The following is a 15,367-nucleotide window of genomic DNA, read 5'->3' as shown; positions in this document are numbered from 1 at the left end:
GTATTTCTACGGAATCATATTCTTTCTAAAGGATGAATATTGTTAATGATGGCATAAATAACAATTCCAACGGTGTTTTTTGCGCCTATTTTTTCTACGATTCTCTGCCTGTGGCTTTCTACGGTTCTCGGGCTGATGAATAGCTTTTCGGCAATTTCATTATTGGTACATTCCTGGCAGATGAGTTTTACGACGTCTTTTTCACGGTCGGATAGTTCATCATCCATTTCAAAAAGTGTTCTTTTTTTAGTGGGGCTGTTCATGTAGGAAAAGATCATCTGATGATCTTCCGGTGTAAAGAAAATGCCGTTTTTATAGACCATGGTAATGGCTTCCATAAAGGCTTCCCGGTTTGAGTTTTTAGGTAAAAATGCAGAAACCCCCAGTTTTACCATGTATCCCAGAATGGTTGTTTTATAGTGGGAAGAAAGAATGATGATCTTTAAGCCTGGATATTTTTCTTTAAGAATTTCTACGAGCTCAAAGCCGTTCATGGGCTGCATCTGAACATCTACCAAAGCGATATCCGGAAAATCTTCTTCTGAAGTTTTTTCCAGCAAACCGAGAAAATCCGGTCCGTTATTGGAAGTAAATCCTACGGAAATATTCTGTTCGGATGAGAGCAGCATTTTCACCCCTTCCAGAATGAGCTGTTCGTCGTCAATTAATGCTACTTTAATTTGAGAATTCATTGGTGTACGGAATTTTAATAATTAGCCGGCTTCCTTTACCTAATACGTTTTTCCATTTGTGCGCCGCGTTCATGGATTTTATTCTGGATTCTATATTTTTGATCCCCATACCTTTCTTAACATCTTCATATTCAAAACTTTCGCCGTTATCAGAAATTACTACTGCAAGATTATTCTGATTGTCTTTGATATAGATCCAGACTCTTGATGCTTCCGAATGTTTGAGAACATTGGTGGTAAATTCCTGAATGATTCTGTAAAGCTGAACTTCTATGAAAATATCTTTTTTCTGAAATTTCGGGCTTACATTCAGGGAAATATTTATTCTTCCCGATAAATTGGCAATCAATTCCTCGATATACAAAACCAGCCCTACGGTTTCCAGATTTACCGGATATAATGAATGTGAGATGCTCCGCGCAGAATCTATAAGCGAGGACATCTGGGTAGTGATATTTTTTTTGATAAGCTCATCTCCTTTCGTATCCAGGTTATTAAGCCATAATGATAAAATATTAAGCCTGTTTCCGATATCATCATGGATCATTACAGCAATTCTTTTTCTTTCAGATTCCTGGGCTTTTATGTTTTCGAGAACAAGGTTCTTCTGATGCAGAACTTCTGCTTCATGCTGTACGTTTTTTTCTTCAATTATTCTCTTAATAAAACTTCTGTACGCAAGCAAAATAAAAGACATGATAATTACCAGGACGACAATTAACGTAATAAAAAAGCTGATATTGAGTGTTACTTCTTTAATCTTAAAAAGGTATAAATCATTGATATATATAAAAAACTGCTGAGTATGTTATTAATACTCCAGATCATATTAGCTTCTTCTTTCCCCAGATCCGAAAGCTGCCTTAAAAGGAAAAATAAAAAAACCGACAATGCATAATAGAGGAATATGAAACTATCCGCAATTATAAAACGTCCATTGATTTTGCTGTTCTTAATTTCCGTAAGCAACGCATAACCTGCGAAACAAATAACAACTATATTGGAGATTACTTTTTTTACATCAGAGGTAAGCATCTGAGAATCCGTAAACAATAGAGCCGCAAGAAGGACTACGGGAATATACCAGTAAACCGACATATTAAGCTTTCTTATGTATAAAACTCCCAGCAGCAGCAGTTCTCCCGCAACATAGAAAGGAAAGACAAAATTAACATCTCTCAGGTTGAAAACATAAAGACAGAGTTTAACAACAGCTTCTATCAAAAAAAGAAAAATGATATAGTAAGCATACCATTTTTCTGTATTTTTAAAAGATTTGTACCGTATAAGTCCTGTAACAGCACAAATGAAAAGTAAACTATTATTAAGATAAAGTATTACTTTGTAGGTATCCACGATAAGTTTAGTTATTATAATTAAAAGGGCACAGAGGCGGACAAGGCTGAGACCAGTCGTATGTATTGGAAGTGCTGTCTATACTTCCCGAATTTTGCAGATCCTGATAAAATGAAATGAAAATAAGGGTCGGCAACATTCTCTGATATACTTGTGAAAACTTCAGCCCGAATGAGCACACGATTTTATAAAGCCCTGGCTTGGAAGCGATAAGATCTTCTGATGGCACATAGAACTTTCTGAAAATCCTGCTTCCTTTAAATTCGGAACATTCTCTGTAAAACCAGGTCATTGCGTCATTTCTCCATGATTCTATTGCTTCAAGCGCCACGTCCTGTTCCAGCATCGGCTTGTTGGAAATTGGAAAATAGGTATCAGAATCATAATCAATTCTCTGCAGATCCTTTGAAAGAATGGCATTTTTAATAACCTTATACTGCTCAGTTTCTACCAATCTCAGATCTCCTTTAAGTTCACTCAGGATGCTATAAGGGAATGCGTCTACAATAAGCTTCTGCCCGTTTGCATCCATAGGGCATAAAATAGCTACCAGCTGGCCATTGAAAACCCCTATTTCCGCACAAAATTCGTTGTAATCATTATAGTTCTTAAGCCAGGTTACCTGTTCGGAATCAAAAGTGAAAACATAATTGGTGGGAATAAGGCTTTGGATTTTCTGATAATCTGAACAGCAGTTTGTCCATTCTGCAACGGCTACATCAAATTGATTTCTGTTGAATATATTCATATTTCACGGTTTTTAAAGTGCCATAAAATTATAGAAACTAAATTATCTGTGCAAGTATATCACATATATTAGAAAACTAATTAATAATTCTTAACCGTAATATGAAAACAACTTTGCTGTCTTTCTTTGATATAGAAAATTCGCCCCGCATTATAATAATATTTCAAAACCTTTTCAAGAGACGCTTCCAGGGTGGGATTATTGCGTAAAACCCCGTTAAAACGCACGTAAGAAATATCAAAAGAATTACCGTAATTGTGAGAACTGATCCCCAAAGAGGCATTTGTATTAACTTTTCTTAATCTGCACTGATCTTCAAGAGTTCTTGTAATGGATGAAACTGTAAACACATTTCCTTTTGTTTCCTTACTAAAGCGGGCTCCTATTCTTTCCAGCATCAGCTTTCCTTTGGAGACCATCCAGGCTCTGCTGTAATCAAGTTTTTGCACCCGGTACCCCTTTCCTGATTTGTTTATTTTGTGAAATTTTCCATTGTTGATGTATTTCTGTACTGCTTTTGAATCATTCAGAATCTTAATTCCGAAACTTTTAGAAGCATCCAAATGAGGTTTATAAAGTACAGTGGGCTCTACTTTTAAAACTTCTGTAAGATCATAACATGGTAACTTTTTTTTGGTTTCCTGAGAATGACAAATCCCCTGAATAAAGAAAGCAATTGTCAGGCATAAAAACTTTTTCATTACAAACGTTTTAATTATCCAACTAAAAATAATGAATTATCTTTTATTATTAAAACTCCATAATAATTTAGCACTTCTAAAACATCAAAAAAAACCGACAAACATCACATAATTATTTATTATTTTGCTTATTTAACAAATTAATCTCAATTAAATTTACTTTTTATTTCGAAATATAAATTATACATTTGATTACATTAAAACAACAGAAATGATTAAAAAATTTTTCGCTGAATTTTTCGGCACATTCTGGCTCGTATTCGGTGGTTGTGGCAGTGCGGTATTTGCCTCCCAAATTACACCTTCTGCTAACGGACAAGTGGGGATTTTACTTTTAGGAGTATCTTTCGCTTTCGGACTTACCGTTCTTACAATGGCTTATTCGGTAGGGCATATTTCGGGCGGGCATTTTAATCCGGCCGTAAGTTTCGGATTGATGGCCGGCGGAAGATTCTCTGCCCGTGATCTTGCGCCCTATATTGTAGCACAATGTTTCGGAGCAATAGCAGCTGCCGGTGCTTTGTATATGATTATAAACGGTTCAGGAGGCGCGGATTTTTCCGCACCGGGCGCTTTTGCTACCAATTTTTATGACGCTCCGGTTTATTTTGAGAAAAGCTACTCTATGAGTGCGGCATTCCTTACCGAGTTTTTACTGACCGCTTTTTTCCTGATCATTATTATGGGAGCAACCGATAAATATGCCAACGGAAAATTTGCAGGTATTGCAATCGGGCTGGCTCTTACCTTAATCCATCTTATTTCAATACCTATTACCAATACATCGGTAAATCCGGCCAGATCACTATCACAGGCAATTTTTGTACAGGGCACTGCCCTTACCCAGCTTTGGCTGTTCTGGATTGCACCAATTTCAGGAGCAGTTTTAGGAGGATTAATATATAAACTCTTACTTCAAAAAGAATCTGTAATATCAGAATAATTCAATCAAACAAAAATGCTGTTTAATCTAGACTGCACAAAAAATTTTAAACAAAGTTAAACATAAGAGTTCGGTACTGTACCGGACTCTTTCCTTTTGGATTAAGTCTTACCCTATCGTGGTTGTAATAATTAATGTATGTTTATTTAAATTTTTTAAGATCAAAAGGATTCTTAAAGATCAGCTCTTCATGTTTTCCTTTGATTTCCATTTTCCGATGCAGTAAATTAAGAGCCATTTTCCGAATGAACAAATCCTTGTCATTCAGTGTCCAGTAAGAATCTTCATGAACTTTTTTCGGTTTTCTGATGGTATAAAATTCAGTGTCCCAAGAATCTACATTATGATAAAATTCAATAATACCACAATGCTCCGGAATAAGAACATGATCTACCATTCCCATCGGAAGCAGGAAACTAAATGCATTGCAGACATAATCTCCGCAGGAAATTTTATCATGCTTCAGGAATTTTTCTCCGGTACTGAAATTGGTGTACGATTTTTTAAAATCATTTTTAAAATCACTTTTTGAAAGCTTGATTTCGATTTCATGGCTGAACCCTTCCTGATCTACAATCAGAATATCAGCTTCCCAATCCGCCTGAAAATGATTGGTTAATACAATTTCCTTCTCAAAATCACATTGAGAATAAATAAATGCATGCACCAATTCTTCTATTTTTAACATGTTTTTCTAATTTGGTTCCGGATTCCGTCTATCCTGACACATCCTGTCAGAATGTTTTTAATTTATGTTAATTGGATACATCCTATTCTTATTTAAGTCGTCCCTCCTGGACTTCAATTTTTATTTTTCTAATAATAATCAGCATTCATTCAGAATAAACAGCCAGGTATCAATTACTTATACCCTATTACTCTAAAACGTTCCAACCTAACTTACCAGCAGGCTGCAACCACGAATATCAGAATGATCAATTCTGCCCAGAACCTGAAATTGATCTCCCACTATTTTCCCTAAATCCTGCGTTGCAATAAATGCACAGGTATGAACATTTGCCAGGTCGATAATATTGATCGCACCGGTTCTTCCTTCTTTTTCATAATTAAAAGGATCTTCTGCATTTCTGATCATAACCTTCATCCAGTTTGGACACCGGTATTCATTATTTCCCAGTGAATAAGCTTGGGAAAGAAGTTCTGTCATGGAATATTCGGAATAAATTTTTTCCGTCTTAAAGCCTTCCTGTAAAATTTTCAGAAGTTCATCTTTGGTCATTTCTTCTTTTCTCCCCTTCATTCCTCCGGTTTCAATCACCGTTAGAGAGTCGGAGAAATTAAGTATTTGAGCGTTTGAGTCGCAATAATCAAGAAAATCCAATAAGGCAAAAGATACTCCAAAAAGAATGACCTTTTTATTTTCTAATTCCTTTAAAAGTTTAAATAAATCTTCATGATTGTAAAGAAAATATCCGTTTTCGGGTTTTCCGGATGTTTTCATTAAGTAATCAACCATATAAATCAGGGAAGAATTCTGGCGTTCCAGATAGCTGGGCAGCAACCCGAGGAAGATAAAATCTTCCGGCTTTCCTATAAACTGTGCAAAACTTCTGTAGATACTTTCCTTATAAAGATTTTCATCCGCAATAAAATGTTTTGAAAGATTCATCCGGGTGGTTCCCGAACTCTGAAAGAAAAGCTCTGCCTTCACATTCTTATCAATAATCTGATGGTTTTTAAACATTTCTATGGGAAGAAACGGTATTTTGTCAAGCTCATCCACCTCATCGGGATTAATATTCAGATAATCTACAAAACGTCTGTAAATTTCAATATTTTTATATTGATAACGAAAAGTCTTAAGCGTTTCCGACAGAAATTCCTGCTCAGTTTTTATGTTAAATATTGTATCCACTGCAAAGAAGTTTTTCACTTGTTGTCTCACTATAAGCCGATTAAAAAAACAATTTCAGCTTTTTAATATTTTTTTAATATAGAATTTAAATTTTGGTCAGATTATTGCAACTACAAAACCGGAATATGGATTAAAAACAAGAGTGAACATTGTTTCGCTCAAAGAATTACCTCTTTATGGGGTAATTCTTTTTTGTTCATTTCAAAGGTTTTCAGCTGAAAATCATGTTCGAATACTCCGTAGGTAAAGTAAGAAATCCAGTCCCCCAGATTAATATATTTTGCTTTTCCTTCCAGCTCCATAACCATAGGAAGATGTCGGTGTCCGTAAATAAAATAATCTATTCTCTGTGTTCTAAGTTTTTCTTTGGAATAAATAATCAGAAATTCTTTATCCTCGCCTAAAAACTCTTTGTCTTCATCACCGGAAATCATTTTATTTTTCTGAGACATATACAATGCAATTTTCATGGCTATATCCGGATGCAGCCATCTGAAAAACCATTGTGCAACAGGATTGGTAAAGACTTTTTTCATTCTTTTATATCCCTTGTCGCCCGGCCCGAGGCCATCCCCGTGGGCAAGCAGAAACTGCTTTCCGCCCATTTCAAAATATTGTTTTGTATAGAAAACAGTACATCCTATTTCTTCCTCAAGATAATCTTTCATCCAGAGGTCATGATTGCCCACGAAAAAATAAATATGAATCCCGCGGTCTTTCAGTTCGGCAATTTTACCCAGCACCCGCACATAACCTTTCGGGATTACGTGTTTCCATTCATGCCAGAAATCAAAAAGATCACCCATTAAGAATAAGACCTGTGCATCATGCTTGATTTCATCCATCCAGCGGATAAAGTGCTCTTCACGCACTTTGCTCGTCTTTGGATCCGGTGCTCCGAAATGCTGATCGGAAGCAAAATACACTTTCTTTCCAGGTTCTAAGTTAATGGTCGTCTTTAACACTTCTGAATATTTATTGATCTAAATTACTGATTATCTTCCGCAAACCATTCCCCATAGGAGTTTTCCGTTTCGTGGAGCTTAAGATAGGCAAGAGAAATTCCTTCCGGAAGTTTTGATTTTATTTTTGCAGCAATCGCATACAGCATATTTTCGCAGGTTGGCTGGAAGGTACAGTAAATTACTTTATGTCCTTTTCCTTCAAGGTCTTCCCCCAATTCTTTATGAGGAGAAAGTCCGTTAATCAGCACTGCATGATCCCAGACGTCTACAATTTCAGATTTTACGATACTCTTAATGTCCCCAAAATCTACTACCATCCCATTTTTAGGGTGTTCCAAATCATTGATTGGTTTTCCTTTCACCGTTACAAACAGCTTATAGGAATGTCCATGCATATTTTTACATTTTCCATCGTAATTGTACAGTACATGGGCTGTTTCAAATGTGAAAATTTTTGTAATTCGTATCATGGTGCAAAGATAAGGAATTTGCTTTGAGTTTTGGTTTTGTAAAAAAACTACAAAATATCCAGCCAGCTATTTTCCAGCCTTATAATCCGTTGCGTTTCTTTATCAATAAAAACCCAGAGCGTCAATGAGTCTACTACCAGCTGATCGTTACAGTAGAATTCCACTTTTCGGGGCTGCCGGATTCCTTCGGGAGTTTTCGGAAAGGTCTTTATGGTAAGTAATTCTCCGAGATACACCTGTTTTTTATATTGAATATGGTGATCCAGAAGCATCCAGATATCCTCCGGATTATTGGTTTTATGCTTTACGAAATCCCAGTGTTCTCCGGCTATCTCCTCCACCCATTTTACATACTGAACATTATTGACGTGGTTATTCCTGTCGATATGCTCGTCAGTTACCACAATCTGTTTTTCATAAATCAAACCCATTTCTTTACTATTTATTCAAATAAAATATAAAATTACGGAATCTGCCGAATTTTAAAATTAAATAACAAATTTCCGAAGTTAGTATATTAGCAGAAAATTACACAAATGATTTTAGATATTTTATTTCCTAACCGTTGCCTGGGCTGCAATTGTACTATATCTGCTGATCTTCTGGTTTGTGAGCTGTGTTTCGGCCGTATTGATTTTATCCATTCCGGTTATTTTGATGACAATTTAATTAAAGAAAGATGCAGGCTTCTTTTTCCTGTTGAAAACACCTTTGCTTTGATGCAGTTTGAAAAAGAAAATCTCAGCAGGAAAATCATCCATGAATTAAAATACAAAAGCAGAGCAAAAGCCGGAGAAATTCTTGCTGAATGGACTATGGAGCGACTTGATTTTAAAGATCAGAAGCCGGATTTGATGGTTTCCGTTCCGCTGCATCCCAAAAAACTGAAAGAACGAGGGTACAACCAGCTTCATGTATTTACAGAAAAACTTTCTGAATTTTATGGAATTCCCTTTGATCATGATTTAATCAAAAGAAATCAATACTCAAAAGCGCAGGCGTTGAAAGATAAACAGAACCGGCTAAAGTCAGAAAATGTATTTTCTGTCACAAAAAGCATTAATCAAAAAAATATACTTCTTATTGATGACGTATTCACAACCGGAAATACGATTGCTTCTATCGCATGGGAAATTCTCAAAGCGGGTAATAATACCGTTAATGTGTTGGTAATGGCTATGGATGTGTAGCAACATGATCCAAGATTTAGAGTTTGAGAGTTTAAGAGTTTAAGAGTTTGAGGGTTTGAGGGTTTGAGGGTTAAAAACAAGCTAATTTCTGTCATATAATCAATACAATAAATTTTAGTAATTTTCCGAAAAATCAACTGTCACCATGCTGCATCTTATTTTACTTCACGGCGCTTTAGGACATAGCCAAATCTTTGAGCCTTTCAAAGCGGAGCTTTCAAAATATTTTACCATTCATACCCCTTTATTTTCGGGACATGGAAATTCTGAACTTCCTGAAGACGGAATCAGCATTGAAAAATATTCAAACGAACTGAAAGAATTTATCGAGAGTAATAATCTGAATGATGTTTATATTTTCGGACACAGCATGGGCGGTTACGTGGCCCTTTGCTACGCCGCACAGTACCCTGAAAGACTGAATTCTGTGATAACAATAGGAACAAAATTCAACTGGACGGAAGAAGAGGCATTAAAAGAAAGCAAAATGCTTAATCCTGAAACCATCGTCGAAAAAATCCCCAAATATGCAGCACTCTTGGAAGCACAGCATGGAAAAAAATGGAAACAGCTATTACATTCCATTGCTGATCTAATGGTTTCTTTAGGCAAAAAACCTCCTTTAAAAAATAATCTTTCAATGATAAATATTCCTGTACAGATTATTGTAGGAGATCAGGATAATATGGTAACGCTTGAAGAAAGTACAGAAGCTTACAGAAGCCTTCCAAATGCAAGACTGGCCGTACTTCCGGATACAAAACATCCGATGGATAAGATAAGAACCGATCTTTTGCTTCCTGTAATGAAAGATTTCTGGAATTTATCTCTGTAATTTTTCTCCGTAGCTAAGATCCCCTGCATCTCCTAAACCAGGCGTAATATATCCTTTTGAAGTAAGATGCTCATCAATGGCACCAACCCAAATTTTCGCTTCAGGATAGGCTTTTTCTATGGTTTCAACCCCCTGTTTTGAAGCAATTGCTGCTACGATATGAAGCTGGGTGGGTTTTCCGTGCGTTAATAAATCTTTGATGGCTTCAATTAAAGATGCTCCGGTCGCCAACATGGGATCGCTGACAATAAGAGGTCTGCCTTCGATATTCGGGCACGTTAAATAATCCTGTTTGATAGAAAAATAATCATTGGCATCGTGTTTTCTGTAAGCCGCCACAAAACCGCAGTCGGCTTTATCAAAATAATTCAGTATTCCTTCAAACAGAGGAACTCCGGCTCTCAATATGGTTGTAATAACCGGCTGAACAGCAATCTCTTTAACCCTGATTGTATCCAGCGGCGTCTGAATTTCCATTTCTTTCAACTCAAGTTTTTTGCTGATCTCGAAAGCTGCTATTTCGCCAATTCTTTCCATGTTTCTGCGAAACCTCATCCTGTCATGCTGAATATCAACATTCCTGAGCTCGTTAATCCATGAATTAACCAAAGAAAACTGTTCTGATAGTACCACTGTATTCATTATTGGGAAAACTTTTATCTAAAATATGAATAATTAAGAATAAAACCCCTTCCAAAAAAATCTGAAAGGGATAATCATTTATTTTTGTCTGAAATACACTTCAATAGGAACTCCGGTAAACCCGAATTCTTTTCTCAGCTGATTTTCGGTAAATCTCTTGTATGGTTCTTTTACGTATTGTGGCAGGTTGCAGAAGAAAACAAACTGCGGCGACGGCGTAGGAAGCTGCACACAATATTTTATTTTGATATATTTTCCTTTGTTTGCAGGCGGTGGTGTTCCCTCAAAAATCGGAAGCATAACTTCGTTTAACTTTGAAGTTTTAATTTTTTTCTTACGGTCTTCGTACACCTGCATGGCCACTTCCACTGCCTTTAAAATTCTTTGCTTGGTTAATGCCGATATAAACAAAATCGGGATATCCTGGAACTGACCGATCTTATCTTTGATCTGCTTTTCGAAATCACGCATTGTATTGGTCTGCTTATCTTCAATAAGATCCCATTTATTCACAAGGATTACAATTCCTTTCCTGTTTTTCTGTGCAAGACTGAAGATATTCATATCCTGAGATTCCCAACCCTGAGTGGCATCCACCATAATAATCACCACATCTGAAAATTCGATGGAACGGATAGAACGCATTACGGAATAAAATTCCAGGTCTTCATTTACTTTAGATTTTTTACGCATTCCTGCGGTATCTACCAATACAAATTCGTGTCCGAATTTATTGTAAAGCGTCTGGATACTGTCTCTTGTAGTTCCCGCAATATCGGTAACGATATTTCTTTCCACATCCAGCAATGCATTCGTAAGGGTGGATTTTCCTACGTTCGGACGTCCTGCGATGGTAATTTTAGGAAGCCCTTCGAAAGGATCTTTGTAATCTGTAGTGGGGAAATCTTTTACAATATCATCCAGCAAATCCCCTGTTCCGGAACCCGTTGCAGAAGATAAGGTGTAATATTTATCGATTCCGAGCTGATAAAATTCCGTTGCCGGAAGTTCTTCTTTTGCAGAATCTACCTTGTTGATAACAATATATATAGGCTTGTTTGATCTTCTTAGAAGCCTGTAAATTTCATGATCTGTATCGGTAAGCCCTTCTTCCACGTTCATCATAAAAATAATAGAAGTCGCTTCATCTACGGCCAGCTGTACCTGTTTGCGGATTTCTTCTTCAAAAATATCATCCGTTCCTACATCATACCCACCGGTATCAATTACGGTAAAATCTACCCCGTTCCAGTCGGATTTTCCGTAATGACGGTCTCTGGTAACTCCTGCAGTAGAATCTACAATAGCTTCCCTTCTTTCTAATAAACGATTAAATAACGTGGATTTTCCTACGTTGGGACGACCAACGATTGCGACTATATTCGACATAAAAAAAATGTTTAATAATCCTGAGACAAAGCTCAGGACAGGTTATTAATGGGTTTCTCCAACTTTTGGAGCCCAATTTTTTTGCAAAGATACAGTTTTAATTTAAATTAGATTTTATTACATCACTTGGATGTACATTTCCAAAAAAATAATTCTTTGAATATCAGTGAAAAAACGATTGTTATCCGCAAATATTCGCTATTTCATTTTTATTTTTAAAATAATTTATATAATTTCGCGACACAGAAATACAGACCCATGGTGTAGCGGTAACACTACTGATTTTGGTTCAGTCATCTGGGGTTCGAATCCCTGTGGGTCTACATTCAAAGAGAAATGATCATTTTGATCATTTCTCTTTTTTTATATATCGGTTAACTCATGATTAACCTGAAATATATGGTGTGCTATTGAGCGAACTCGAGCGGTTCGATAATGTTTTCCATCAAATTCAATTTTTCAGGAAATATTGAACTAATTATTTCCCGCTTCGTCCCGATTCTTTATTGTAGGGTTTTCCGATATTTTGAAGTGTATCTAAGGCTTGTTCGAGCAGTTTATCTATATTGCTAATCTCAGTTACTGAAAAGTTATTTAAATTTTCTCCCAATCTGGAAACTTGCTCTTAGATTCTTTTTAATTTTCAAATATTCATTATCGCCAACTAATACTCTTTGCAACAAAAACTTTATGAATTCTATAATTCAAATTATTCCATGTTAAATTATAAATTATCTTGAGCTCATGCAGGATGTACTAATTGTCCAAGCATTTTTTTAGTTACGCATTATTGCCTTATTAGTATTTCTGTTTGGCTAACGTTTAAAAAACATTATAAATGATAATTCTTCCTAAGGCACATTTCTCTATATCGGTATTAATACAAACAAAATCAAAGGCCTCCCGTAGGAAGCCTTTGAACACCAAATCACAAAATATTAATATGAAAAAAATTTATTTATAATGCTGTTGCAGTATAGGTTACCGTTTGTGTATACGTTCCGGCCGGCTTACCTAAAATATCAGAAGAAGAAGATTTCGCTGCAGGAATCGTGTAATCCAGATTCAATGTCAATGCGCTTCCAAGTGGTGCATTTGCTACTAAAGTCTGATCAGCAGCAGATAAAACAACAGCGCTTTTTGTACCGCCCATCGTTCCGGCAGCTGCAGAAGCTTTGATGGTTAAAACATTTACAGGAATCAAGTTGGTTCCATTCATGAAATTAGCACCTCCTGCTTTTACTTTTACGTTAAAATTCTTGGTTGAAGTTACTTTTAGAGAATTAGCTTTACTAATGGTCTGATCCGAGTTATAATCTGCTGCAGTTACATAGTTAAAGTCAACGGTATTGCCAATTGCGGTACTTCCTGTATCAATAGAGATGACATCGTTCAGGGTAATGTTTACCGTTGTAGTGGCAGTAGTATTCTGAGCCTGAACAGTATTAGTTCCTGATACGAATGCTCCGATGGTTAAGGCTGCGATTACTATTTGCTTTTTCATAATGATATTATTTTATTTTTATTCTTATTTAATTGTTCTCTTTTGAACATTACAAATGTACAGCGGCAAAAAAAGTTTCTTTGTAGTGGAACATGTAAGTTCGTGTAGTGAAATCGCCACACGTATTTAGTTTCATTCGGTTAAACAGAAAAGCCCTCAACACCAGAAATGTCGAGGGCTTATAAATTTTACTTTTGTTTTTATTATAAAGCTGTCGTAATATAAATTCCGTTTTAAAACATTGAATTATATTATTTAAGAAAAGATGATTTGTAACTTGATGAAGTTAACATTTATTTCAGCAAATTCAGCTCAATCAAATTATTGTCGTGAGCCAGTTTTGCCATAATCTGCTGATTAATTTCCCTGATAACTTCTGCTGATGTACGCATGGTTCCGTCAATATTTGATTGGTCGGGAATCCGTCCCACCAAATCTGCAGTTGGATTGGCGCGGTAATCCTTAAATTTTTTAAGAAACTGATTGTAATTTAACTCAATAATTTTGTATTGGCCAAGGTCTGGATAGGCAAATTCTTCCTGATTGGACCGGATGCCTTTGAGTTCCCAACGGTGGCTTTTCGTCGAATCTTCAATCTTTAAAATCAAGCCAGGCAAACCTTTAAATTTGTACGGACCATCCTGAATTGGGATTTCTTTGGTAAACCACGCCGTCCATTGTCTGCCGCCAAATTGGGTGGTTGCTTTTTGAACGTTGTAATTCAGGATCTTGGAGAATTCTTTGGTGAGCTTCCACTTCAATTCTACATCCTGCTTCACTTTATATTTGTCCCAAACCAGAAAAGTAGTGTGCATCAATTGATTGGAATTCGAATATTTGGTAACCCATTCATTGACTGATTCAACATTAGCGGGCATTGAAACAATACCTTTTTTAAAATCCGCCGCCTGAGCAGAATCCGAACTATATCGTACGGAGCTGTAATATTCAGACCGGCCTTTCAATACATTAAGAATCATTATTTCTGACTTCACATCTGCTTTTTTCGTAGAGTCGGGAATAAAATTATATTCGTAAAGAAACTGTTTGTTTTGACCGTAAGTCAGGATTGAAATCAGTACTAAAAGTAAAGTCTGTGCAAGCTTCATTGTTATTAGGTTTGGAAGGTAAATATAGCATTAATTCTTAGTGATCTGATATAATTTAATAGCTTCAGCCTATTTGCATCTGAAAGTAAGCCAATAAAATCATCCCTTTCGTAATAATACTAGTTTTTAGATGCTTTTCCTTAAGCTCAATCAGAAGCTGTCGGAACAAACACTTTACCCATAACACGCATTCTTTTATCTGCTCTCCTATGATTTATCTATGAGCTCAAAGTTATAACCATTAATATATTCTACATTTCAATTACCGGATAATAAAGATACGCACTCCTCAATGTCTTTTTGAGAATAAGAAAGACTATATACAAATTATAACCTGATGTGAACAGGCTTACTACTAATTTTGAGATTCTGCAGTTGAAAGAAAACCACAGGGATTTCCTGTTTGAGCAATCATTTTACAAGTTTTTTGAATCACCTCCTAATTGTTTCTATGGAACTGCGGAAATAGTCATAAAAAATCCGGAAAATATTAATTTTCCGGATCAACACTTTAATTTTATAAAACAGCCATCAGCCGTATGTTAATGATCATTAATCACTGAAGATGAAAGTTTCAATGTAAAACTATTTTTACTATTTTCAAATAAAGAAACAGAGGAGCCGAATCTTTTTTCCGTTATCTGAATAATCTGATTTTGAAACGCTTTGATATCAGCGATTTCATAATGGTCAAGAATGATGTATCCTGACTTATCTTTCAGATGCTCGTAATCCAAATCTAGATAATTAGAATAGTTTCTCAAATACACCTCTTCTTTCAGACTTTTACAGCTGCCCGATAGAGAATATTTTAAAAGATAATCCCCTTCTGAAAATCTCATTTGAAATAACGTACAGTCATTAGATATTCTATTTTCAGTCAGAATATAATTTTCGGATTTTCCAAAGTCATCATTATATTTCTTGCATTGGATTGTGGAAAATAA

General features: G+C 35.8%; 19 protein-coding genes and 1 tRNA gene. 4 read left to right on the top strand and 16 right to left on the bottom strand.

Translation table 11 applies throughout. The features are described 5' to 3' along the window. Positions 1-14: 14 nt before the first annotated feature. The 5 genes from BUA76_RS12245 to BUA76_RS12225 form a co-directional block, all read right to left on the bottom strand. The gene (locus BUA76_RS12245; RefSeq protein WP_072885095.1) at positions 15-692 is read right to left on the bottom strand and encodes a response regulator transcription factor; all 678 of its coding nucleotides are present in this window, start codon (positions 690-692) and stop codon (positions 15-17) included. Continuing rightward, complete coding sequence (locus BUA76_RS12240; RefSeq protein WP_178337336.1) at positions 676-1,389, bottom strand: sensor histidine kinase; 714 nt, start codon at positions 1,387-1,389, stop codon at positions 676-678. Before BUA76_RS12240 ends, BUA76_RS12245 begins: the two co-directional genes overlap by 17 nt. A gap of 50 nt (positions 1,390-1,439) precedes the next feature. Then, positions 1,440-2,048, bottom strand: coding sequence for a hypothetical protein (locus BUA76_RS12235; protein ID WP_083573227.1), 609 nt, complete (start codon positions 2,046-2,048; stop codon positions 1,440-1,442). A gap of 7 nt (positions 2,049-2,055) precedes the next feature. Next, on the bottom strand, positions 2,056-2,796 hold the full coding sequence (locus tag BUA76_RS12230) for a hypothetical protein (protein ID WP_072885092.1): 741 nt from the start codon (positions 2,794-2,796) through the stop codon (positions 2,056-2,058). An 80-nt stretch (positions 2,797-2,876) separates the two neighbouring features. Further along, positions 2,877-3,497 (bottom strand): DUF5715 family protein, encoded by a 621-nt coding sequence (locus BUA76_RS12225; RefSeq protein WP_072885091.1) that lies wholly within the window; start codon positions 3,495-3,497, stop codon positions 2,877-2,879. Between the two features lie 211 nt (positions 3,498-3,708). On the opposite strand from BUA76_RS12225, the gene aqpZ reads away from it, so the two are divergent. Next, positions 3,709-4,440: an aquaporin Z gene (gene aqpZ, locus BUA76_RS12220; RefSeq protein WP_262484275.1), complete on the top strand. Its 732-nt coding sequence runs from the start codon at positions 3,709-3,711 to the stop codon at positions 4,438-4,440. 46 nt (positions 4,441-4,486) lie between these two features. Here the strand turns inward: aqpZ and BUA76_RS19545 are convergent, their stop codons facing one another. The 6 genes from BUA76_RS19545 to BUA76_RS12190 all read right to left on the bottom strand — a co-directional run bounded on the left by BUA76_RS19545 (position 4,487) and on the right by BUA76_RS12190 (position 8,182). After that, positions 4,487-4,576 (bottom strand): IS3 family transposase, encoded by a 90-nt coding sequence (locus tag BUA76_RS19545; protein ID WP_072885228.1) that lies wholly within the window; start codon positions 4,574-4,576, stop codon positions 4,487-4,489. A gap of 6 nt (positions 4,577-4,582) precedes the next feature. Continuing rightward, a complete protein-coding gene (locus BUA76_RS12210) occupies positions 4,583-5,128 on the bottom strand; it encodes a hypothetical protein (RefSeq protein WP_072885090.1) in 546 nt (181 codons plus the stop codon). Positions 5,129-5,335: 207 nt separating this feature from the next. Continuing rightward, on the bottom strand, positions 5,336-6,316 hold the full coding sequence (locus BUA76_RS12205) for a LuxE/PaaK family acyltransferase (protein WP_072885227.1): 981 nt from the start codon (positions 6,314-6,316) through the stop codon (positions 5,336-5,338). 158 nt (positions 6,317-6,474) lie between these two features. Then, complete coding sequence (locus tag BUA76_RS12200; RefSeq protein ID WP_072885089.1) at positions 6,475-7,281, bottom strand: UDP-2,3-diacylglucosamine diphosphatase; 807 nt, start codon at positions 7,279-7,281, stop codon at positions 6,475-6,477. Between the two features lie 23 nt (positions 7,282-7,304). Next, entirely contained in the window at positions 7,305-7,751 is a 447-nt protein-coding gene (locus tag BUA76_RS12195) for a 6-pyruvoyl trahydropterin synthase family protein (protein ID WP_066433447.1), read from the bottom strand. A gap of 47 nt (positions 7,752-7,798) precedes the next feature. Further along, complete coding sequence (locus BUA76_RS12190; protein ID WP_072885088.1) at positions 7,799-8,182, bottom strand: acyl-CoA thioesterase; 384 nt, start codon at positions 8,180-8,182, stop codon at positions 7,799-7,801. 105 nt (positions 8,183-8,287) lie between these two features. On the opposite strand from BUA76_RS12190, the gene BUA76_RS12185 reads away from it, so the two are divergent. Together BUA76_RS12185 and BUA76_RS12180 are read left to right on the top strand one after the other, a co-directional pair. Further along, positions 8,288-8,941, top strand: a complete 654-nt coding sequence (locus tag BUA76_RS12185) for a ComF family protein (protein ID WP_072885087.1) — start codon at positions 8,288-8,290, stop codon at positions 8,939-8,941. Between the two features lie 145 nt (positions 8,942-9,086). Next, positions 9,087-9,776, top strand: a complete 690-nt coding sequence (locus BUA76_RS12180; RefSeq protein ID WP_072885086.1) for an alpha/beta fold hydrolase — start codon at positions 9,087-9,089, stop codon at positions 9,774-9,776. Here the strand turns inward: BUA76_RS12180 and upp are convergent. After that, positions 9,765-10,418 carry a uracil phosphoribosyltransferase gene (gene upp, locus BUA76_RS12175; RefSeq protein ID WP_072885085.1) on the bottom strand — a complete coding sequence of 218 codons (654 nt, stop codon included), beginning with the start codon at positions 10,416-10,418 and terminating at the stop codon, positions 9,765-9,767. The genes BUA76_RS12180 and upp overlap by 12 nt on opposite strands. Before the next feature lie 78 nt (positions 10,419-10,496). Continuing rightward, positions 10,497-11,807, bottom strand: coding sequence for a ribosome biogenesis GTPase Der (gene der / locus BUA76_RS12170; protein WP_072885084.1), 1,311 nt, complete (start codon positions 11,805-11,807; stop codon positions 10,497-10,499). 252 nt (positions 11,808-12,059) lie between these two features. On the opposite strand from der, the gene BUA76_RS12165 reads away from it, so the two are divergent. Then, a tRNA-Gln gene (locus tag BUA76_RS12165) sits at positions 12,060-12,130 on the top strand. 635 nt (positions 12,131-12,765) lie between these two features. Here the strand turns inward: BUA76_RS12165 and BUA76_RS12160 are convergent. The 3 genes from BUA76_RS12160 to BUA76_RS12145 form a co-directional block, all read right to left on the bottom strand. Beyond that, positions 12,766-13,311, bottom strand: a complete 546-nt coding sequence (locus BUA76_RS12160; protein ID WP_072885083.1) for a peptidoglycan-binding protein LysM — start codon at positions 13,309-13,311, stop codon at positions 12,766-12,768. Between the two features lie 293 nt (positions 13,312-13,604). After that, positions 13,605-14,420, bottom strand: a complete 816-nt coding sequence (locus BUA76_RS12155; protein ID WP_072885082.1) for a GLPGLI family protein — start codon at positions 14,418-14,420, stop codon at positions 13,605-13,607. Between the two features lie 542 nt (positions 14,421-14,962). Further along, on the bottom strand, positions 14,963-15,262 hold the full coding sequence (locus tag BUA76_RS12145) for a hypothetical protein (protein ID WP_072885080.1): 300 nt from the start codon (positions 15,260-15,262) through the stop codon (positions 14,963-14,965). Positions 15,263-15,367 lie beyond the last annotated feature (105 nt).

The sequence above is a fragment of the Chryseobacterium takakiae genome (assembly GCF_900129385.1).
Taxonomy (GTDB): Bacteria; Bacteroidota; Bacteroidia; order Flavobacteriales; family Weeksellaceae; genus Chryseobacterium; species Chryseobacterium takakiae.
Note: the sequence above shows the minus strand (reverse complement) of the source record. Positions and strands in the feature narration are given on the sequence as shown.

Excerpts from the sequence above, each read along its gene's own strand:
- BUA76_RS12195 (WP_066433447.1), bottom strand. The coding sequence starts at position 7,751 with ATGATACGAATTACAAAAATTTTCACATTTGAAACAGCCCATGTACTG.
- BUA76_RS12225 (WP_072885091.1), bottom strand. The coding sequence starts at position 3,497 with ATGAAAAAGTTTTTATGCCTGACAATTGCTTTCTTTATTCAGGGGATT.
- BUA76_RS12185 (WP_072885087.1), top strand. The coding sequence starts at position 8,288 with ATGATTTTAGATATTTTATTTCCTAACCGTTGCCTGGGCTGCAATTGT.
- BUA76_RS12155 (WP_072885082.1), bottom strand. The coding sequence starts at position 14,420 with ATGAAGCTTGCACAGACTTTACTTTTAGTACTGATTTCAATCCTGACT.
- BUA76_RS12210 (WP_072885090.1), bottom strand. The coding sequence starts at position 5,128 with ATGTTAAAAATAGAAGAATTGGTGCATGCATTTATTTATTCTCAATGT.
- aqpZ (WP_262484275.1), top strand. The coding sequence starts at position 3,709 with ATGATTAAAAAATTTTTCGCTGAATTTTTCGGCACATTCTGGCTCGTA.
- BUA76_RS12190 (WP_072885088.1), bottom strand. The coding sequence starts at position 8,182 with ATGGGTTTGATTTATGAAAAACAGATTGTGGTAACTGACGAGCATATC.
- BUA76_RS12180 (WP_072885086.1), top strand. The coding sequence starts at position 9,087 with ATGCTGCATCTTATTTTACTTCACGGCGCTTTAGGACATAGCCAAATC.
- BUA76_RS12145 (WP_072885080.1), bottom strand. The coding sequence starts at position 15,262 with ATGAGATTTTCAGAAGGGGATTATCTTTTAAAATATTCTCTATCGGGC.
- BUA76_RS12230 (WP_072885092.1), bottom strand. The coding sequence starts at position 2,796 with ATGAATATATTCAACAGAAATCAATTTGATGTAGCCGTTGCAGAATGG.
- BUA76_RS12160 (WP_072885083.1), bottom strand. The coding sequence starts at position 13,311 with ATGAAAAAGCAAATAGTAATCGCAGCCTTAACCATCGGAGCATTCGTA.
- BUA76_RS12240 (WP_178337336.1), bottom strand. The coding sequence starts at position 1,389 with ATGTCTTTTATTTTGCTTGCGTACAGAAGTTTTATTAAGAGAATAATT.
- BUA76_RS12245 (WP_072885095.1), bottom strand. The coding sequence starts at position 692 with ATGAATTCTCAAATTAAAGTAGCATTAATTGACGACGAACAGCTCATT.
- der (WP_072885084.1), bottom strand. The coding sequence starts at position 11,807 with ATGTCGAATATAGTCGCAATCGTTGGTCGTCCCAACGTAGGAAAATCC.
- upp (WP_072885085.1), bottom strand. The coding sequence starts at position 10,418 with ATGAATACAGTGGTACTATCAGAACAGTTTTCTTTGGTTAATTCATGG.